Here is a 19766-nt window from a genome sequence, read left to right on the forward strand (position 1 = left end):
GCCTGCGCTACGGCGCGCTGCCGCGCGGTGCCCGGGAGGTTACACGAGGAGGAGCGCCGGGTTTTCCAGAATGGCTTTCAGCGCGGACATGTATTGCGCGCCGAGGGCGCCGTCCACCACGCGGTGGTCGCAACTGAGCGTGAGGGTCATGGTCTGGCCGATGACGATCGCCCCGTTTTTCACCACGGGCTTCGTCACCGTCGTGCCCACGCCGAGAATGGCGGAATTGGGCGGGTTGATGATGGCGTTGAATTTCGTGATGCCCATCATGCCGAGATTGCTCACGCAGAAGGTGCCGCCGGTGAACTCGGCGGGAGTGAGTTTTTTGTCCTTCGCCTTTTTGCCGAGCGTCTTCGCCTCGGCGCTGATCTGGAAGACGGTCTTGACGTGCGCCTCGCGGATGACCGGTGTGATGAGGCCGTCGGGCATCGCGACGGCAAAGGAGACGTGCGCGGCCGAGTAATAGCGGATGAGCGAGCCTTCCCAGGAGGCGTTGACCGCGGGGACGCGCCGGAGGGCCTCGGCGGAGGCTTTCAGGATGAAATCGTTGACGGAGAGTTTCACGCCGTCGGCTTCGAGCCCGGTGTTGAGCTGCTGGCGGAGGGCGAGGAGGGGCTCGGCGTCGACTTCGATGTCGAGGTAGAAGTGCGGGATGGTGGTCTTGGATTCGAGCAGGCGCTTGGCGATGGTACCGCGCATGTTGCTGACGGCAACGGTGCGCTCTTCCTGGATGGGGCCCTTGGCGAAATGGCCGGTGCCGGTGGCGGCGCGCCGGGGCCGGACAGGGCGAGGCTTGCCGGCGGGCGAGAGGCGCGCCGATCTTGGCGATACCGGCGGTCTCGGCGGCGACAATGTCGCGCGCACGATGCGTCCGCCGCGTCCGCGGCGGAGGCTTTCAGGATGAAATCGTTGACGGAGAGTTTCACGCCGTCGGCTTCGAGCCCGGTGTTGAGCTGCTGGCGGAGGGCGAGGAGGGGCTCGGCGTCGACTTCGATGTCGAGGTAGAAGTGCGGGATGGTGGTCTTGGATTCGAGCAGGCGCTTGGCGATGGTACCGCGCATGTTGCTGACGGCAACGGTGCGCTCTTCCTGGATGGGGCCCTTGGCGAAATGGCCGGTGCCGGTGGCGGGCGCGCCGGGGCCGGACGGGGCGGGCTTGCCGGCGGGGGCGAGAGGCGCGCCGATCTTGGCGATGCCGGCGGTCTCGGCGGCGACAATGTCGGCGCGCACGATGCGTCCGCCGCGTCCGCTGCCTTGGAGCCGGGTGTAGTCGATGCCCTTTTCCTTCGCGAATTTGCGGGCGAGCGGGGAAATGCGCTGGCGCGCGCCGCCGGGAGGGACAGAGGGAAGGGGAGCGGTGTCTTGGTGGACGCGGCCTGACGCAAGGTCAGGCCCTACGGCAGCGGGCGTGCCGGGCTGGGGCTCGGTGTTCCCAGAGGATGTGGGTTTTTCAGCCTTCAGTTCATCCGCCTTCGGGTTTTCCGCCGGGGGCGGCGGGAGTTTGGTCTCGGCGGCGGGGGCCAGGTTTTTCGGGGTCTCGACTGTTTCGCCGGGTTTGCCGACGGCGCAGAGGGGCGCGCCGATCGGGACTTGGGAGCCGGCCTCGGAAAAAATCTTGAGGAGGACGCCGTCGAAGAAGCATTCCAGCTCCATGGTGGCTTTGTCGGTTTCGACCTCGGCGAGCATGTCGCCGGTTTTGACGGCGTCGCCTTCCTGCTTAAGCCATTTGACCAGCGTGCCCACCGTCATGGTGTCGCTGAGTTTGGGCATCTCGATGATTTCGGCCATATTACGCTCCGCTAATGGAAAATGGATAATGAAAAATGAAAAATGGATAATGGGAAGGGACTAAGCGAGCCTAATGGAAAAAGAAGAATGGATAATGAAGGAGAGAAAAACGCGCCGGCTTCATTATACATTTTGCATTATACATTTTGCATTAGGCGCTGGCGGCGGCCAGCGCCGCCTTGAGGATGCGCTGGGAATTGGGCAGTTGCTCGATCTCGACCGGCGGGCTGTAGATGGCGGGCGCGTCGATGGTGCCGAGGCGCTGGATGGGGGCGTCGAGTTCGTCGAAGGCCTCGTTTTGGATCATGTAGGCGAGTTGCGAGCCGACGCTGGCGAAGGGGCGCTGTTCCTCGACGATGAGGACGCGATGGGTTTTGGCCACGGACTTGAGCACGGTGTCGATGTCCAGCGGGCGGATGGTGCGCAGGTCCACGATTTCGACGGACAGGCCGTGTTCCTGCTGGAGCTGCTGGGCGGCGGCGAGGGACTGGATGACGGGGCGCCCGTAGGAAACGATGGTGAGGTCGGTGCCTTCGCGCTTGATGTCGGCATGGCCGAGCGGGACGAGGTATTCCTCGGCGGGGACTTCGCCTTCGAGTCCATAGAGGATGGTGTTTTCGAGGAAAAAGACCGGGTCGTTGTCGCGGATGGCGGATTTCAGCAGGCCCTTGGCGTCGTGGGGCGTCGCGGGGACGACGACTTTCACGCCGGGATGGTGGGCCAGGATGTTTTCGGGCGTGTGGGAGTGGGTGGCGCCGACATTGGTGCCGCCGTTGGCGGGGCCGCGGATGACGATGGGGCAGTTGATCTGGCCGCCGCTCATGTAGCGGATGTTGGCGGCGTTGTTGACGATCTGGTCAAAGGCGACGGAGTAGAACGACCAGAACATGAGCTCGATCACGGGACGGATGCCGAGCATGGCGGCGCCGACGCCCATGCCGACGAAGCCGGCCTCGCTGATCGGGGTGTCGACGATGCGTTTCGGGCCAAATTTTTCGAGGAGGCCCTCGGTGACTTTGTAGGCGCCGCGGAACTGGGCGACTTCCTCGCCGAGTATGACGACGTTTTCGTCGCGGGTGAGTTCCTCGGCCATGGCGTGGCGCAGAGCCTCGCGATAGGTGATGATGGGCATGAAAGTTTAAGTTTAAGTATTAAGTTTAAGAGGGGGCGGTGGCGGAAAAATCCCAAATTCCGAAATCCCAAATTCCAAAAAAATTCCAAATCACGAAATTCCAAAGGGCGAGGCTGCGCCTCGTCCGGGGGAGGGAACGCCGCCGCTCCGGTGCGGCAATGTTTTTTGAGATTTGGGCATTTTTTTTGGAATTTTTTTGGGATTTGGGATTTCCAGCGCTTGGGCTTAGTTGAAGAAGAGCCGTCCGCCCGAAACGCGTTGCGCGGGATTGTCGGCTTCCCAGTAAACGTCGCGCTGGATGTCGTCCGCGGTGGGGAAGGGGCTGGCCTCGGCGAAGTCGGCGGCGAAGTCGGCCTCGGAGCGGGCTTCGGCATCGATTTTGTCCACGAGTTCGTCGGTGAGGTGGCCTTCGGCGAGGAGCATGGTGCGGAAGAGCGTGATGGGGTCCTTCGTGCGCTGGTATTCCTCGATCTCGGCCTTGTTGCGGTAGGTTTTGTCGGGATCGGCGACGGAGTGGCCGCGGTAGCGGTAGGTTTTTATTTCCACGACGGCGGGCTTGGACTCCTCGCGGGCGCGGCGGAGCAGGGCGTCCATCTTGGCGCGGACTTCGTAGAGGTCGTGGCCGTTGATGACCTCCCATTTCATGTCGTAGCCGGCGGCGCGGGTGGCGAGTTCGCCGGCGGAGGAGCGGGCCTGCGAGGTGCCCATGGAGTAGCCGTTGTTCTCGATGACGAAGATGACGGGCAGGTCCCAGAGCGAGGCGAGGTTGTAGGCCTCGTGGACGGCGCCCTGGTTGACCGCGCCGTCGCCCATGAAGGCCATCGCCGCGCCCTTGAGGCCGCGGTATTTGATGGCGTAGGCGAGGCCGGTGCCGAGCGGGACCTGGCCGCCCACGATGCCGTGGCCGCCCCAGAAATTCCGCGTCGGGTCGAAGTAGTGCATCGAGCCGCCTTTGCCTTTCGAGCAGCCGGTGACCTTGCCGTAGAGCTCGGCCATGAGCGGCTTGGTGTCCATGCCGACGGCGATGGCGTGGCCGTGGTCGCGGTAGGCGGTGATGACGTGGTCGTCCTTGCCCATGAGCGAGCAGCAGCCGACGGCGACCGCCTCCTGCCCGATGTAAAGGTGGAGGAAACCGCCGATTTTCTTGGACTGGTAGGCGCGCAGGGAGCGTTCCTCGAAGCGGCGGATGCGCACCATGCGGCGGTAAAGCTCGACGCGTTCGTCGGCCGAGAGGGCGGCGTTGACGGGCGCGGCGGCGCTGGCGCTGGTGGCGCTCACCGATTCGGGAGGCGTGGCGGAAATGGCGGACGCGGAGCCGGTCTTTTCGGGCGCTGCCTTGGCGGCGGTGTTTTTTTCGGGAGTGGCGTCGGTTTTCTTTTTGCTCACGGGAAATCGGGAAGTGGTGCGGCTGCGAGTGGTTTGCGGGCTATTAGTTTTTGTCGTGGGGGATATAAATCAAGTGCATTGTCCGGCACGAGGACGATGCATGGTAAGAGTCCCGGTAATTTTTGCCGAAAAAGATGTGAAAGTGGCGGGGAGGCTGGCACGTGGAAAAAAACGCCGTCCGGAAAATGCCGGCGCCGGCCGCCAAAAATGTATTCCATCATTGGATACGCTCGCCGGGCGGGAAGGCGGCGGCCCGGCGGGCCTTACGGGCGGGCTGGCCACCATTGATACAGGGAGAAATAAACGAGGACGCCGGTCACGGAGACATAGAGCCAGATGGGCAATGTCCAGCGCGCCCAGGCGCGGTGGCGTTCGTGGCGCCCCTTGATCGCCAGCGCGAAGGTGCGCGGCACGAGCCATGCGATGGCCATCGCGAGCACGATGTGGGTGAGGAGCATCGTGTAGTAGATCGCGCGGATCGGGCCTTCCCCGCCGAAGGGCGTGTGCACGCCGCGCATGAGCGCCTTGTGCGTGACGTAGCCGGCCAAAAACACGGCCGAGGCCGCGCCGGCCGCGAGCATGCAGGCGCGGTGCGCGGAACGATTGCCGCGCTTGATGAACACCAAGCCCGTGACGATGAACAGCGTGGCGATGCCGTTGAGGGCGGCGTTGAGCGCGGGGATGTCGTGGAGGGTCATGCGAGCAGGCGGAGGACGACAAGCGCGGCGAGCTGGAGCGGGAGCCAGGCGATGGAGGCGAAGAACAGGCGTCGGGCGGCGGTCTCGCGGGTTTGGCCCGCGGGCGGGCGGCGGAAGGCGAGGGCGCGTTTCGTGAACCAGGCGCCGAGGGCGAGCGCGACAATGGCGTAGGCGGCGATGATCGCGAGGGAAGTCCCGGCATGTCCCCGCGCGTTTTCATGGCCGGCCAGCGCGAGCCACGCGGGCGCGAGACCGGCCGCCGCGACGGCGAAGGTGCAGGCGAGCGACCAGGCGGCGACACGGCCGCCTGTCGTGTCACGCACGGCGAGCATCGGGAAATTGACGGCCTCGTAATCGCGGCGGTGCGTCCACGCGATGGCCATGAAGTGCGGGATTTGCCAGAAGAACAGGATGGCGAACAACACCCACGCGAGCGCCGCGTCCCCGCCGGGGACCGCGGCCCAGCCGATGAGCGGCGGAAAGGCTCCGGCGACCGCGCCGATCTCGGTGGAGAAGCGCGAGCGGCGCTTGGCGGGGGTGTAGAGCGCGAGATAGGCGACGATGGTGGCGAGGGCAAAGAACGCCGCGCCGCCAGTGACGCGGGCAAAGAGCAGCGCAAGCCCGGCCGCGCACAATGCCCAGCCGATGACGAAGGCGGTGCCGGTGGCGATTTTCCCGCCGGGAATCGGGCGCGCGGCGGTGCGCCGCATGAGCGCGTCGGTGTCGGCCTCCATCCATTGGTTGAGCGCGGCCACGCCCGCCGCGCATGCCGCCGTCCCCGCGAGCAACGCAAAAAACAGGGCGCCGTCAAACACGGGCCGGGCGGCGAAATAGCCCACGACGGTGGTCAGCACGGAGAGCGAACTAAGGCGGGGCTTGGTGAGTTCGAGGTAATCGGCAAAGCCCGCGCGCGTGTGCCGCATCGCGACTGTGGGCAGATGCACGCGCGCGCCGGCGGCAAGGGAATGATGCAGGACGGGCGGTGTCATGGCGAGGAGGCCAGGCGGGCGGTCGCGGCGGTTTCGCCCGTCGGCGCGGGCGTCTTTGCGCCGGGCTCGGGCCGCCAGCCCGCGCGATGTTCGATCCGTTCGCGGTGCAGCCACCAGGCGAGCAGGAAAACGGTCGCGAGCACGGCGGCGCCGTTGATGACATGGGCGGTGGCCACGTAGGCGCCACGCATCGTCCAGACCGTGAACGCGCCGAGCGCGATTTGCGTGGCAAGCAGAACGAGCATGGCGGCGGCGAGACGCTTCAGCCCGCGCGGCGCGGCGGGTTCACGCCAGGTCGCGATGGCGAGCCAGGGCAGCACGATGACGAGCGCGGCGGCCAGCGCGCGATGGGCAAAGGCCAGCGCGACACGGAAATCCCATTGCGCGGGCAGCAGGCCGCCGTCGGCGGCGAGAGGGAAAGTCGGGATGGCGAGGCCGGCGTGATTGTGGCGCATGGCGGCCGCGACGACGAGCTGGACAAACACAAGCGCGAGCGCGGCGAGGGCGAGGCGGCGAAGGTTTGGCGGCACGGTTTGCCCGCCGGTGTTTCCCTTGGCGCCCGGGCCGGAGCTCCTCGCATCAGCCGCGGAGCCAAAGCCCGCGTCGCGCGCCATCCAGGGGCGCGAGAGCGCGGCGGCGATGGCGAAGAGGACGCACACAAAAACCTGCGCAAGAATCCCGTGCGGGATGCGCAGCATCTGGCCGACCGACATGGCGACGCCGGGCAGGTGAAGCGCGTCGAGCGTGACACGCTGGCCGCCGATGACGCCTTGCGCCACCACGAGCGCCAGGGCGCCGCCGCCGAGCGCACGCAGCCAGCGCCGCGGCTCGACGAGCCAAAGCCACGCCGCGAGCACGATCGTGAACAGGCCCATGGTCGCGCCGGAAAGCCGGTGCGAGTGCTCGGCGAACATGGCGGCATCGGCGAGCCAGCCCTCGGGATTGAGCGAGCCGTTGGACAGCGGCCAGTCGGCAAACACCATGCCCGCGCCGATGCTGGTGGTGAACGCCCCGAGCGTGACGAGCACAAACACCCACGCGCTGCCGAGCGCCGCGAACCACGCGAGCGCGGGACGGTGGCGGAACGCGCGGCGCCCGCGCGGAGGACGCGCGCGGGCGGCGGCGGGGCTGGCTGTCGGAGTGCTCATGGCTGCGGTGAAAGCTGGGTGCGAGCGAGGCGGAATCGGGACGGCGCGGCGCGCGGCAGGGGAATCGCGCGGTCGCGAAGGCAAAATTTTGTGTGAGGCGTCTGTGAAAGACGCGGCGGGCGCAACCTACGACTGGCGATTCCGTTGACAATGGATTCGTTGCGGGAAACGCCAATTGCATGAAATTTTATCAAATGACGAGGGCCGTGCTTTGTTGCGCGGCGGCGCTGGTTTTCGCGGGCGGGTGCGCCCCGAAAAACGAACCGGTGGCGCGCGGCGCATCCGGCCCGGACGCGCAGGCGGCGAATCCGAACGAGAAGCGTTATCCGCTCACGGGCGTGATTCTCGCGGTGGACCGGGAGCACCGGACGTTGCGCGTGAAACACGACGAGATCCCCGGGTTCATGCCGGCGATGACGATGGAGTTTTCCGTGTCGGTGGGCGACGCGGCCAACGCAAAGGTCGGGCAGCGCATCCGCGCCGAACTGGTCACTTCGGAGGGCGGGGACTTCCGGCTGGAAAAAATCTGGCCCGACGACGAGGCCTCGCGCGCGACGATGGACGCGGCGTCGCGCGCGCTCGCGCAGGACACGGCCATCCGCGGGCGCGCCGCCTATCGCGAGGTGGGCGAGCTGGCGCCGGCGTTCGCGCTGCTCGACCAGGACGGGCGCGTGGTGGAGGCGGCGCGGTTTCGCGGCCGGCAGGTCATGCTGAATTTCATTTTCACGCGCTGCCCGGTCGCGACCATGTGTCCGCTGGCGGTGGCGAAATTCCAGCAGACGCAGCGGCTCGCGGCCGAGGTGGGCGTGGCCGATTTGGAGCTGGTCTCGATCTCGCTCGATCCGGCATACGACACGCCGGGCGTGCTGAAGGAATATGCCATCCAGCGCGCCATCGACACGGGCAACTACAGCTTTCTCACGGGCCCGGACGCGGCCATCAAGAGCCTGCTCGCCCAGTTTGGCGTGCTGACGAAACTGGAGGGCGAACTGCTCAACCACACCTTGGCGACATTGTTGATCGATGAAAACGGACGCATCATCTGGCGCGCGGACGGCAGTCAGTGGGAACCGCGCGAGTTTGTGGAGAAGATGCGGAAACCGGACGAGGCGGCGACGGCGACGCGCGGAATGGCGGGCCGGCGCCAGTCCGCCCAGGGAGGCGGGGTGTGAGCGCCGGAGGCGGGAGCCGCGGGGCGATCCTGGTCCGGACCCAAGTGGCGCTGATCACACTGGGGGCGGCCGCGCTTTATCTGGCGATGCGCGCGCTGCCGACGGGCACGAATTTGTCGCACGGGGACTTCCGGGTGGAGCGCGGGGGGATCGAGTTGTGCGATCCGGCGAACCCGCAATTCATCCCGGTCGCCGCCGTGCGCTCGCCGGTGAGCATGACGGTGGCGACGGACGGGCCGGCGCGCGCGGGCGGGCGCGTCCGCTGCGCGCTCGCGCTGACCACCGCCAGCGGAAAGCCGATCGGCCCGCGCGACTTGATCGAGGCGCACACGCGGCTGCTGCACCTGCTCGTCGTCGATCCGTCGCTGGAGGATTATCAGCACGTGCATCCCGAGCCGGCGGAGCGGGATGACAGCGGACGCGAAGGCGGGTGGAAGTTCGAGTTCACGCCGCGCCGCGAGGGTGTGTATCGGATTTTTGGAGACTTCATTCCCGCGGCGACCGGACGCGGGCTTTATGCGAGCGCGGACCTGGAGGTGGCGGACGCGGGAGACGGCGGCGGGCACACCCCAACAGAAGCGATCCAGCCGGAACTCGGGCCGCCGCGGACGGACTTGGGGGAGGGCGGGGAAATGCGCGTGGAGCGCGACGGGTTTGTGTTTGAGCTGACACCGCGAAAGGCTCCGGTGCGGGCGCGGGAGGAGGCGGAACTGGTGTTTCGCGTGTCGCGCGCGGACGGCGGGGCGGCGGAGCTGCGTCCGGTGATGGGGGCGCCGGCCCATCTGGTGGCCTTTGACGAGGCGCGCAGCGGATTCGCGCATCTGCATCCGATGGATGCGGGCGTGACGACGCCGGAGCGCGGGCTTGTATTCAAAATAACGATACCGCAGAGGGGGCGTTATGTGGTCTGGGCGCAGGTGAACACGGGAGGGGCGGAGGATGTGTTTGCGCCGTTCGAGATGGAGGTGCGGTGATAAAAAACCAAACCTAATTCTATTTTGTTAACAGAGGTTAACGCGAGGCAGGGCGGGTCGTGTGGCACGGGCGTCCCCGCCCGTGGACGGCGCTCCGCGCCGCAAACCCCCGGACACATGGGCGGGGACGCCCATGCCACGCAATCCCTCGCACCGTCCGCGCAACCTCTGCCAACACTTAGCTTCCGGTCTTCACGCTGAGTTTGTAGTCGATGAAAAGTTCCACCTGGGTGTCGTCCACCTGACGGACGAGGACGGGGCCTTCGAGTCCATCGATGGAGACGGCGGAGGCGGCGAATGTCTTCTTCATGGCATCGGCGCTGTCGCCGATGAGCTGGAGAAGACGCTGGCGCTGGCGTTCGGGGGACTCGACGGCGAGGGCGAGGCGGGCGAGGCGGACCTCGGCCTGGCCGGCGGGCTTGAATGTGTCGGCAAACTGCCGGATGGTGGCGGAGGCATCGAGCGTGTCATGGTCGGCGGCGGCGATTTTCCAGAGGATGCGCACGACGAAGCGGGCGGGGGTGAAGGGGTCCGCGGAGGATTTGGAAAAATTGGAGAAGGCCCACGGTGCGCCGCCGGCGGCGGGGTAGAGCGGGCGGGCGGTGATGGTTTCGGCCGACGAGAAGCGGAGCGGGCCGGTGTGGAGCGAAAGGCGGGGGGATTTGTCAACGGCCTTGGCGAGAAGGTCGATGGTTTCGCGGATGTCCGCGACTTGCCCCGCGGTGTCCTTGCGGCGGCTGGTCACCTCGATGGTGGCGCACACGTAGTCGGCGGGTTGCACGAGCGCGATGGCGGTGGGCGTGAGCCGCTGGCTTTCCACGGGGACGACAATCACGCAACTGGCGGGGGCGTCGGCGCGCAGGGCGGCGGCGGAAATGAGCAGGCCGAGGAGGAGGCCGGGCACCGAGGGCCGAAAGCCGGGGAGAAAACGGAGGGAGGAGGAGCGCATGGCGGGATTAGTTGTCGAGCAGGAAGAGGAGGCCTTTGGCGTATTTGAGGATTTGTTTTTCGCCGGGGGAATCGTTGAGGTTGTCGAGCATGTCGGCCACCTTGACCTTGCGGGCGACCGGGTGGGCTTTCACGCGTTTGAGGTAGTCCTCGTAGGGCTCGCCTGGTTGCCTGGTCATGCATCGGACGGCGTCGATGACCGCGTCGCTCACACCGGCGGCGCGCAGGGTGGCGGCGGTCTCGGCGGTATCCTCAAGCACGTCGTGCAGCCAAGCGGTGGCGATGACGGTGCCGTCCTCGCCGCGCAGACGGCGGGCGACGGATTCGGGATGGGCGGCGTAAGGGGTGATGTTGTCGTTGCGGGTTTGCCCGAGGTGGGCGCGGCGGGCGATGTCAGCGGCGAGGGCGATCTCAGGCGGCGGGTTCATTATCGTTTAGGGGTTGGTCTGTTTTAGACACAGAGTTCACGGAGCTCGGACACGGAGGACTGTCCGGCCGGATGAAGATTTTTTGCGAAGGGAATCACTAAAATAGCCGCAAAGAGGCACAAGAAGCACAAGAAAAACACTCGATCTTGTGCCTTTTGCGCCTCTTTGTGGCTATTAAAACCGAACATTTTATTTCATTAAAAGATGATTTGCGTGAGACTGGCCGGAAACTTGCGCGCCTCCGTGAACTCTGTGTCAGCGCTCCGTGTCCTCTGTGCCTATTTTAATGGTTCAATTCAGTTTTTGGCTAAAATGAGGAGGCCCGGGTTGGAAGCGTTGACTGGATATGCGACGCCGGGCACGGTGCCATGTTCCATAAGAGATGAGCAACGCCGGAAACAATGTGCAGGCGGGCGGGGGCGTGGCCGCGTTGCCGGCGGAAGAGCCGGGCGTGCGGGCCGACCAGGCGCTGGTGGACCGGGCGTGGCTGCGCATCGGGGCGGGCTGCCTGGTCGCGGGGCAGGCGATGGTGTTCAGCCTGGCGGTGAATCTTTCCGAGATCGACGGGTGGGCGTATGGGATTGTGCATGGCGTGCTGGTGGCGGCGGCGCTGGGTTCGCTGGTGTTTTTGGGGCGGGATTTGATGAGTTCGGCCTGGCGGAGCGCGCGGGAGCGGCGGGTGAGCATCGATTTGTTGTTTCTGGTGACGCTGCTGGGGGCGCTGGGCGGATCGCTGGTGAGCACGTTCACGCGAACGGGCTCGGTTTATTACGAGGTGGTGGCGGTGTTGATCGTGGTGCACACGACCGGAAAGATGCTCGGGGCGCGGAGCCGGCTGGCGGCGTTGCGCGCGGTGGATCAGACGCGGGAGCGGTTTGAGTTTTGCGACGTGGTGCGGGAGGCGGGCGGGGAGGGGGAACCGCAGGGGGAGGGCGGCGTCATGCAAGCGGGCGTCGCGGTGCGGCGGACGCGGGTGGCGGAAGTAAGGCCGGGCGCGGTGGTGCGGGTGGCGCCGGGTGGAGCGATCGCGGTGGACGGGCGGATTTTGCGGGGGCGAGGCTTTGTGCGGGAAACGTCGATGACGGGGGAGTGGCGTCCGGTGTCGCGCGGGCCGGGCGACCGCGTGCTGGCGGGAACGTTTTCGGTGGACGGGTCCTTCGATGTGGAGGCGGAGGCGGCGGGCGGGGGAAAACGCCGGCTGGATGGGATTCTGGCGGCGGTGGAGGGGGCGCGGCTGGCGCCGTCGGTGTTGCAGCAGCAGGCGGACCGGTTGATGGCGTGGTTTTTGCCGCTGGTGGTGTCGGTGAGCGTGGCGACATTTTGCGGGTGGATGTTTTTTTCGGACGCGCCGTGGGAGCGGGCGTTGTTCAACGCGATGGCGGTGCTGCTGGTGGCGTGCCCTTGCGCGATGGGGCTGGCGACGCCGGTGGCGGTGTGGGGCGGGCTGGCGAGGCTGGCGGAGCACGGGCTCGTGGCGCGCACGGGGGATTTTCTGGATGCGCTGGGGCGGACGGATTTTGTGTGCTTCGACAAGACGGGGACGCTGTCGGCGGAGACGCTCAAGGCAAGTGAGTGGCGGATCGCGGAGGGATGGGCGGAACGGGCGACGTGGTTGCGCGCGGCGGTGCTGGCGGCGGAGGAGGGTCTGGCGCATCCGGTGGCGAGGGCAGTGCGGGATGAGAACGCCGGACTTCCGGGCGGCAGCCGGCAGGAGAAAAACGATCGGCGGACCGGCGTTCTCATGCCGGGGCTGGTTTCGCGGCGGGTGGTGGCGGGGCGCGGGGTGATCGCGGAGGTGCGTGACGCGGGCGGCGTGGTGACGGAGATCGGGGTGGGGGAGTGGGAACTGGGGGAGGAGTTGGAGGCGGGAGAGAACGAGGAAAGAAGAAAGAGGAAGGAGAAAGAAGGAGGCGGGCGGAAGGAGGAGGGCGGGAAGGTGGTGTTTGTTTTTGCCGACGGGGAATTGGCGGCGGAGATCGTGCTGGAGGAAAAATGGCGCGACGGGTTGGCGGAGACGGTGGAGGAATTGCGCGCATTGGGTTTGGCGGCGGAGGTGCTCACGGGTGATCCGGCGGGGGACAAGGCCGGGCTGCCGCTGCCGGTGCGGGCCGGGTTGAGCCCGGATGAAAAGGTGCGGCGGGTCGGCCAACTCGTCGCGGCGGGGCGGGTGGTGGCGTTTCTGGGCGACGGCGTGAATGACGCCGCGGCGATGAGCGCCGCGCATGCCTCGATCGCGATGAACGGCGGGGCGGAACTCGCGCGCGCGTCGGCGGGCGCGGTGTTCGCGGGGACGGATTTGCGTTTCCTGCCGAGGGCGGTGCGCACGGCGCGGGCGACGCGGCGGAGCGTGCATTGGAATTTGCGTTTCGCGTCGTGCTACAACATCGCGGGCATGGCGCTGGCGGCGGCGGGCTGGCTGCATCCGGTCGCGGCGGCGTTGCTCATGCTCGTGTCGAGCGTGGTGGTGTCGGTGAGCGCGTTGCGCGGGGCGCGATAGGGCGTTGGGAAAAGGCCGTGAGTGTCTGACAGGTGGAGGGACGGCCTCCGTGCCGTCCGGTTTGGGATCTTTCTTCTTTCCTCTTTATCTTTCGCTCCACCGAATCGGACGGCATGGAGGCCGTCCTTCCAAATTCCGATCCCGGCGGCAATTTAATCCCAAACGCCCTTGGGCGCCGCATGGGACGGCGGGCTATTTCCGGCGCCAGGCGGCGATGAACATGCCGTTGGCGTTGAGCGCGTGCGGCCAGAGCGTGAGGCGGTGTTCGCCGGATTCCGCGAAGACGGGCGCAGGTTCGAACTCGGGATGCGCGTCGGTGAAGGCGTTGGCAACGGCGATGGTTTCGCTGCGCGTGAGCGTGCAGACGGCGTAGAGCAGGCGTCCGCCGGCTTTCACGTTCGGGGCGACGTGGTTGAGAAGGTTTTTCTGGATGACGGCGAGTTCGGCGACGTCGCGGGGCGTGGTCGTCCAGCGGGCGTGCGGGTTGCGCTGCCAGGTGCCGAGGCCGCTGCACGGCGCGTCCACGAGGACGCCGTCGAATTTGGTCTTGGTCGGGAGCTTGGCGGAGCCGTCCCAATGCTCGCCACGGTAGTTGTAGATTTTGGCGCGGGCGGCGCGGCGCCGGAGCAACTGGAGGCGGCGGTGCGAGCGGTCGCTGGCCCAGAGGAGCCCCTTGTTGTCCATGAGGTCGGCGAGGTGGAGGGCCTTGCCGCCTTCGCCGGCGCAGGCATCCCACCAAGTCTGCCCGGGGCGCGGGGCGCACGCGAGGCCGACGAGTTGCGAGGCGAGGTCCTGGATTTCGAAGAGACCGTTATGAAATTGGGGCGTGCGGAAAAGGTCCTGCCCGCCGGTGTAGAGCAACGCGGCGCTCGGCACCGGAAAGGCAAAGTGCGCGGCGGGCGAATCGCCGGAGACGAGCGAGGCGAGGTGTTCGGCGGCGAGTGTGCAATGGCCGAGGTCGGCGGCAAGTTGCGAGGCCTGCCCGGGGCGGGCGCGGAGCCAGAGGACGGGATCGCGCTGGAGCTGGCGGAGGGTTTCCAAGGGGAAAGCGACCTCGTCGCGGGCCCATGCGGGAACGGCCCGCGCGGCGAGCGCCTCGGGTTTTACGCTGGCGGGGTCGTGCGCGAAGCGCTCGTGGAGGTGCATGGCCTGCCCGACTTGTTTCTGCGCGGACTCGCGGTGATCGAGCCATTCGAGCCAGCGAAAATAGGCGAAGAAGGCGTGGCTGACGGCGCGTTTTTCGGCGGGGCCGAGGCGGCGGGCATCGGCGAGATAACGGCGCAGGGCCGCGTCGGCGGGAAGTTCGCGGGTGAGCGTGCCGAGCACGCGGGCGGTGTGATTGAGCGTAGTGGTGTCCAAGGTGGAAAAGGCTTGAGGGCTGTGCCGGACGAGGCGCTGTATGACAAGCTGAAGACTGAAAAGTTGGGCGGGCTGGCAGGGATGGCGGTCAAAGAGGAACTGGCGGCGACTGCGGGCTTTTCGTTTTCCTCATAGTTCTACCCGCCGAATGTTTCCGCAAGGATGCTTCGCGCTTCCGCCAGCCATGCGGTGCGCTGTTCCAGGCTGCTCGTGACAACCACCGAGAAGGTTTTTCTTTGGATCGCACTGATTCCACAGAAACGGAACACACAATCCTTCCAAAGACGCTCCAGCGGGTCGCCGAAAACCTCCGCCTCCCTCGCCGCGGGTGTGTTGGCGGTGTTGAAGATCACGGCGTGCCGGGCTTTCAGCAGACCGACGGGAATGCCTTCGCCCGAGTCGTTCTCCTGAAAACGATACGCCACCCCGGGGCGCACCACCCGATCGATCCATCCTTTCAGTATGGCCGGGGGCTGGCCCCACCAATTCGGATGAACGACAATGATGCCGTCGGCGGCTTTCAGTTCTTCACAATGTTTCTGGATTTCCGGCGGGAGGCGGGCGTCGCGCGAAAATTCGTCCTTGGTAATCAGTGGATCGAAACGCTCCGCATACAAGTCGTGAAAGCATACGGTATGGCCGCGGTGCTCCAATTCCTCAACCGCCGCTTTAGCAATCGCATGGTTGAAGCTGCTGGCATCGGGATGCCCCAGTATGATGGATATCTGCATGGTAATGGCTTGGATTTCTCTCTGGCGGTCCGGCTGGATGCTCACACCGCCCGCAGCACGGCGTATGATTTTTTGCCTTTGCGCAGGAGGAGATATTTCCCGAACAAAAGCGCGTCGCTGGCGACGGCGCGCGCGCCGCTGGTCTCGCGCTGGTTGTTGATATAAATGCCGCCGCCCTCGATGTCCTTGCGGGCCTGGCCTTTCGACGCGCTGAGGCCGGCGTGGACAAGGAGGTCCGTCAGCGGGGCGCCGGTCGCGCCCGCGGGTGTTTTTTCCTCCAGCTTCGCGCGCGGGATGTCCTTGGTGGGGATTTCGCCGACGACATCCTGGAAGACGGCTTCGCCGATGCCTTCAAGTCCGCCGCCGAACATGATCTGGCTGGCGCGGATGGCGTCGTCGCAAACGGTCTGGCCGTGCACGAGCGTGGTCACGGCGCGGGCGAGGGCGCGGTGGGCCTCGCGGGCGCCGGGGTTGGCGGCGTGCGCGGCGGCGAGGGTTTCGATTTCGTCGCGGGCGAGGAAGGTGAATTTCTTCAGGTAGGGAATCACCATGCTGTCCTCGGTGTTGACGAAGAACTGGTAGAACTTGTAGGGGCTGGTTTTTTCGGGATCGAGCCAGACGGCGCCGGAGGCGGTCTTGCCGAACTTGGTGCCGTCGGCCTTGGTGATGAGCGGGAAGGTCCAGCCCCAGGCGGGGACGCCGAGTTTTTTGCGAATGAGGTCGGTGCCGGCGGTGATGTTGCCCCACTGGTCGGAGCCGCCGATCTGGAGTTCGCAGTCCAGGGTTTTGCGCAGGTGGTAGAAGTCATGCGCCTGGAGGAGCATGTAGCTGAACTCGGTGTAGCTGATGCCGGTGTCGCCTTCCATGCGGGAGCGGACGCTGTCCTTGGCGATCATCATGTTGACGGAAAAGTGCTTTCCGACGTCGCGGAGGAAATCGAGGAAGGAAACGCCGACCGTCCAGTCGGCGTTGTTGACGATGCGGGCGGGATTGGCGGGGGCTTCGAAATCGAGGAGGCGCGAGAGCTGGCGGGTGATGCTGGAGACGTTGTGCGCGAGCTGCTCCGGCGTGAGGAGGTTGCGTTCGGAGGAGCGGCCGGAAGGATCGCCGATCATGCCGGTCGCTCCTCCGGCGAGCGGCAGCGGATGATGCCCGGCGAGCTGGAAACGGCGGAGGGTGAGCTGGCCCATGAGGTGGCCGACGTGGAGGGAATCGCCGGTGGGGTCGAAGCCGCAATACAACGTGACCGGCCCTTGCGCGAGACGCTCGGCGAGCGTGCTTTCGTCGGTGCAGTCGGCCAGCAGGCCGCGGTATTTCAGGTCTTCGATCAGGTTCATGGGAAACCAAACAGCGAAGCGCACGGCGCGGGGAAGGGCAAGAAAAGGCTGAGGAACGGGTGTGGCCGTGGAAATTCAGGCCGCGTCACGGCTGCTGGCCCGGATTTCACGCAGAAGGAAAAGCACGGGATATTTGGACTGTCCGTTTTGTTTGAATTTGTGCCAAATGAATCACTTCTTTTTCAAAAAAGCCGCTTTTCCTTTTCCCGATGCATTTTACCCAAGGCATCTCCAAAAAAGTCATTGCGCCGAAATGCACTTCACGCGGGCATGGTCTTGTTATTGCGGCGGCCGTATCGCTCCATCGGCAATGCAACCGGCGGGAAAGGTTATATGCCGTTTGCAGAGACCGCGAACAATTGGAAACCAATCATGCCATTGCCGCCGGCCTGCAAGGTGAAGCATGCCTTGGCGGGCTCTGACATGCCTGACGACGACAAAAGGGAGATCTGGAAAAATGAGACACAACAATAATCTCAAATCGTCATCTGTTCAGAATCTTCTATTTGGTATTATTGCAGGTGCCATGCTTACTTTTATAATAGTCTCCATTATAAAATATAAAAGAATATATCAGGAAGTCGGGCAGGGACAGCCTATTCCTGTCGAATCGCGGAATCAAAATTTCTCAAAAGATCAATATTCCCAGCGGAAGGGCGAAGAAGGCAGTGGCATTCGGCAGGACACACAGCCTGACGCCCCTTCACGGTTTCAGCACCTGGATTTTTTAAGCGAATTGACGCGCAATCCAAAACTCAACATCGGCGTCTCTATTATTGGTCGGAATGGAAAATTTGGACGAAGCTTCAAAGAGCTATTCGGTCTTACCGATGCCGAAGTCAAAGATGTGGAAAGCAGAATAAGCACGCTGCGCGAGGAATTTGCCGCGGCGGCGCTTGACAAGGCGGAAATCTCCGAGGTGCCCGGTTTGATAACAATAAAAATTCCTCCCATGGAGGATGGCCCCGCATTCTATGATAAATTTATGGACACAATGAAATCCATATTGGGCTCGGACCGGTTTCCCGGCTTTGTCCAATTGGCCGACAAGCAGGTCATGAGATTGTTTGATGGCTTTGGATCTGAATACAGGACCATTGAACTCAATTTTTCAGGAAATCATCTGTCGGATGGGAAAATAAATGTAACGGAACACACAACAAGTGGCGGTGGATATGCCTCGGAATGGTATTCTTTGAAAAATATTGAGGAATTTAAGGAAAGATTTGGAGGATTCGAAAAAATCATTATTAAGCACTAGCTGCATTTTGATCTGCGTAAGTTCCTGCGATGGATCAATTCCATGCAAAAAACTGAAATATGCCCATGGATCAGAATTGAGATATTCATTCAATGAAACTAAGAATATTACCGCTTGCCGTTGGCCTGCTTATAGGCGCATCAGGCGTCCTGGCATGGTATGGCATGGAATCGTCCAATGCATCTTCCCAAAGTGGAATCATCTCTTCATCGGAAAAAGGAAGGGTGCCCGCATTCATTTCCAATGGGGCATACGCCGCAATCGAAGCCGCGGCAGACACCATCGTCGATGTCGATGAGAAGGCATTGAAACAATACCCAAACTTGGGCCGCCTCCTGTTGCTCGATGAACTGAAACAAAATAAAAAATTAAACATATCCGTTCCCATTGTCGACGAATGGGGCAAATTTAATTCGAATTTCAAAGAGCTTTTTGATCTTACGGATGATCAGGTCTCGGAGATTGAGGATAATATCCGCGCGCTTCGCAGGCAGATGACAACTGAAATGATCGACCGGTCGCGTGTGACAAGGGAGCCTCATAAAACCTCGATCGAAATTCCACCAAATGAAAATGGCGTCGGTTACTACGATAAATTCATGGACATGATGCAGGGCCACTTGGGAGCTGATCGCCTTCCTGCGTTTGATCATTTTTCCGTCAAGCAGTTTGACTCCTTATTCAGCGGTTACGGGGCTGAAAAGTTAAATGTAACTTTTGAATACTCCGGGGATAAAATCACCGATGGCAAAATCATTGTCACCGAGGAGAGAACAACCAAAGTCGGCCCAATAAAACAAACTTTTCCGTGTCCGAACGTGGAAACAGCCTGCGAGCGATATCCGGGATTGGAGAAATATTTGAAGAACTGAACGTCTCCGAACCCTTTTCAGGCTTTCGCGGTTCCTGTTTTTTGGAGGGACGGCCTCTGTGCCGTCCTTCTGTCACGAAACGGACGGCACAGAGGCCGTCCCTCCAAAATGAGACTTTGGGTGGATACGCCGTGCATCCCGGCCAAACGCTTCGGGTTTGGTGGCAGGCCTCGCAGAGATTTATCCCGAGGCACTCATGGCCGGCTTCGGGGCCAAACCCGGCCATCCTCGGGATGGAGTTGAGACAGTTTCCCAACAGGCCGCATGCGCCGGCGCATTGCTTCGTCTTATGTGAGAAAAACTAATGATTTTTGGCGCCGCGCCAGAATCGTCGCTTCTATTGGGCAGAAACGGTTTGAATAACCAGCCGGTTGTCCTCTAAAACAGGAGGCTCGTTCAAGCGGGTTTTCCATCCGCGCCTTCTCAACTCAAATCCTGTATCCATCATGCCACTCGCTGTCGGTTCCAAAGCTCCTGATTTCGTCCTCAAGTCCAAGACCGCCGACGGTCTCCGCGACATCAAGCTCAGTGACAATTTCGGCAAAAAGCAGACCGTGCTGCTTTTCTTCCCGCTCGCGTTCACCAGTGTGTGCACCGAGGAAATGTGCGACACCTCCGGCGGCCTCTCCGACTACGAGGCGCTCGGCGCCAGCGTCATCGCCGTGAGCGTGGACAGCCCGTTCGCACAGGAAGCCTGGGCCAAGGCCAACGGCATCAAGCTCACGCTCGCCAGCGACCTGAACAAAACCGTCATCAAGGCATACGACGTGCTTTTCCCGGGGCTGGCCGGCATCGGTGACACCGCCGCGCGCGCCGCGTTTGTCATCGGCAAGGACGGCGTCGTCAAGTATGCCGAGCAAACGCCCACGCCGAAAGACCTGCCTCACTTCGAGGCCATCAAGGCGGCGCTGGCGAAGTAAAGATGATAGATCCCAAAATCCCGAAATCACAAAATCTCCCAAAATACGAAGTGTGCTCGTTGCCTGTTTTTGGGATTTTGAAATTTTGGATTTTTTTGGGATTTGGAATTTTGGGATTTGGGATTTT

At 63.7% G+C, this 19766-nt stretch carries 19 protein-coding genes; 7 read left to right on the forward strand and 12 right to left on the reverse strand.

The features are described from left to right. Window positions 1-39 precede the first annotated feature (39 nt). The 7 genes from OH491_RS21870 to OH491_RS21900 all read right to left on the reverse strand — a co-directional run bounded on the left by OH491_RS21870 (window position 40) and on the right by OH491_RS21900 (window position 7140). Entirely contained in the window at window positions 40-564 is a 525-nt protein-coding gene (locus OH491_RS21870; RefSeq protein WP_425429205.1) for a 2-oxo acid dehydrogenase subunit E2, read from the reverse strand. Further along, window positions 561-1787, reverse strand: a complete 1227-nt coding sequence (locus OH491_RS21875; protein ID WP_342750690.1) for a biotin/lipoyl-containing protein — start codon at window positions 1785-1787, stop codon at window positions 561-563. The genes OH491_RS21870 and OH491_RS21875 overlap by 4 nt, the downstream gene beginning before the upstream one ends. 151 nt (window positions 1788-1938) lie before the next feature. Then, window positions 1939-2919: an alpha-ketoacid dehydrogenase subunit beta gene (locus OH491_RS21880; RefSeq protein ID WP_068772427.1), complete on the reverse strand. Its 981-nt coding sequence runs from the start codon at window positions 2917-2919 to the stop codon at window positions 1939-1941. Between the two features lie 225 nt (window positions 2920-3144). Then, window positions 3145-4305 (reverse strand): pyruvate dehydrogenase (acetyl-transferring) E1 component subunit alpha, encoded by a 1161-nt coding sequence (gene pdhA, locus OH491_RS21885; protein WP_084442582.1) that lies wholly within the window; start codon window positions 4303-4305, stop codon window positions 3145-3147. A gap of 263 nt (window positions 4306-4568) precedes the next feature. Beyond that, on the reverse strand, window positions 4569-5003 hold the full coding sequence (locus OH491_RS21890) for a DUF420 domain-containing protein (protein ID WP_068772425.1): 435 nt from the start codon (window positions 5001-5003) through the stop codon (window positions 4569-4571). Continuing rightward, a complete protein-coding gene (cyoE, locus tag OH491_RS21895) occupies window positions 5000-5992 on the reverse strand; it encodes a heme o synthase (RefSeq protein ID WP_334319628.1) in 993 nt (330 codons plus the stop codon). Before cyoE ends, OH491_RS21890 begins: the two co-directional genes overlap by 4 nt. Beyond that, the gene (locus OH491_RS21900; protein ID WP_068772424.1) at window positions 5989-7140 is read right to left on the reverse strand and encodes a COX15/CtaA family protein; all 1152 of its coding nucleotides are present in this window, start codon (window positions 7138-7140) and stop codon (window positions 5989-5991) included. The genes cyoE and OH491_RS21900 overlap by 4 nt, the downstream gene beginning before the upstream one ends. Before the next feature lie 179 nt (window positions 7141-7319). On the opposite strand from OH491_RS21900, the gene OH491_RS21905 reads away from it, so the two are divergent. Beyond that, the gene (locus OH491_RS21905) at window positions 7320-8312 is read left to right on the forward strand and encodes an SCO family protein (RefSeq protein ID WP_068772423.1); all 993 of its coding nucleotides are present in this window, start codon (window positions 7320-7322) and stop codon (window positions 8310-8312) included. Between the two features lie 44 nt (window positions 8313-8356). After that, window positions 8357-9286: a type II toxin-antitoxin system VapC family toxin gene (locus tag OH491_RS21910; RefSeq protein WP_145929049.1), complete on the forward strand. Its 930-nt coding sequence runs from the start codon at window positions 8357-8359 to the stop codon at window positions 9284-9286. Between the two features lie 178 nt (window positions 9287-9464). Here the strand turns inward: OH491_RS21910 and OH491_RS21915 are convergent, their stop codons facing one another. Together OH491_RS21915 and OH491_RS21920 are read right to left on the reverse strand one after the other, a co-directional pair. Continuing rightward, window positions 9465-10235: a hypothetical protein gene (locus OH491_RS21915; protein ID WP_068772421.1), complete on the reverse strand. Its 771-nt coding sequence runs from the start codon at window positions 10233-10235 to the stop codon at window positions 9465-9467. 7 nt (window positions 10236-10242) lie between these two features. Then, window positions 10243-10662 carry an HD domain-containing protein gene (locus OH491_RS21920; protein ID WP_068772420.1) on the reverse strand — a complete coding sequence of 140 codons (420 nt, stop codon included), beginning with the start codon at window positions 10660-10662 and terminating at the stop codon, window positions 10243-10245. 382 nt (window positions 10663-11044) lie between these two features. Between OH491_RS21920 and OH491_RS21925 the strand changes: the two genes are divergently transcribed. Further along, the gene (locus tag OH491_RS21925) at window positions 11045-13159 is read left to right on the forward strand and encodes a heavy metal translocating P-type ATPase (RefSeq protein WP_342750691.1); all 2115 of its coding nucleotides are present in this window, start codon (window positions 11045-11047) and stop codon (window positions 13157-13159) included. A gap of 192 nt (window positions 13160-13351) precedes the next feature. Here OH491_RS21925 and OH491_RS21930 read toward each other — a convergent pair whose 3' ends face one another. The 3 genes from OH491_RS21930 to tyrS form a co-directional block, all read right to left on the reverse strand. Then, window positions 13352-14518 carry an RsmB/NOP family class I SAM-dependent RNA methyltransferase gene (locus OH491_RS21930; protein ID WP_068772417.1) on the reverse strand — a complete coding sequence of 389 codons (1167 nt, stop codon included), beginning with the start codon at window positions 14516-14518 and terminating at the stop codon, window positions 13352-13354. A gap of 137 nt (window positions 14519-14655) precedes the next feature. Continuing rightward, window positions 14656-15249, reverse strand: a complete 594-nt coding sequence (locus OH491_RS21935) for an NAD(P)H-dependent oxidoreductase (RefSeq protein ID WP_068772416.1) — start codon at window positions 15247-15249, stop codon at window positions 14656-14658. Between the two features lie 41 nt (window positions 15250-15290). Then, window positions 15291-16586 (reverse strand): tyrosine--tRNA ligase, encoded by a 1296-nt coding sequence (gene tyrS, locus OH491_RS21940; protein ID WP_068772415.1) that lies wholly within the window; start codon window positions 16584-16586, stop codon window positions 15291-15293. On the opposite strand from tyrS, the gene OH491_RS21945 reads away from it, so the two are divergent. The 4 genes from OH491_RS21945 (at window position 16503) to OH491_RS21960 (ending at window position 19639) form a co-directional block, all read left to right on the forward strand. Further along, complete coding sequence (locus OH491_RS21945; protein ID WP_145929048.1) at window positions 16503-17060, forward strand: hypothetical protein; 558 nt, start codon at window positions 16503-16505, stop codon at window positions 17058-17060. The two genes, tyrS and OH491_RS21945, sit on opposite strands and share 84 nt — an antisense overlap. Further along, window positions 17044-17847, forward strand: a complete 804-nt coding sequence (locus tag OH491_RS21950) for a hypothetical protein (RefSeq protein WP_145929047.1) — start codon at window positions 17044-17046, stop codon at window positions 17845-17847. Before OH491_RS21945 ends, OH491_RS21950 begins: the two co-directional genes overlap by 17 nt. 92 nt (window positions 17848-17939) lie before the next feature. Continuing rightward, window positions 17940-18719, forward strand: a complete 780-nt coding sequence (locus OH491_RS21955; protein ID WP_342750692.1) for a hypothetical protein — start codon at window positions 17940-17942, stop codon at window positions 18717-18719. A 446-nt stretch (window positions 18720-19165) separates the two neighbouring features. Beyond that, window positions 19166-19639, forward strand: a complete 474-nt coding sequence (locus OH491_RS21960) for a redoxin domain-containing protein (RefSeq protein WP_068772413.1) — start codon at window positions 19166-19168, stop codon at window positions 19637-19639. Window positions 19640-19766: the final 127 nt, after the last annotated feature.

The sequence above is a fragment of the Termitidicoccus mucosus genome (genome assembly GCF_038725785.1).
Classification (GTDB): Bacteria; Verrucomicrobiota; Verrucomicrobiia; order Opitutales; family Opitutaceae; genus Termitidicoccus; species Termitidicoccus mucosus.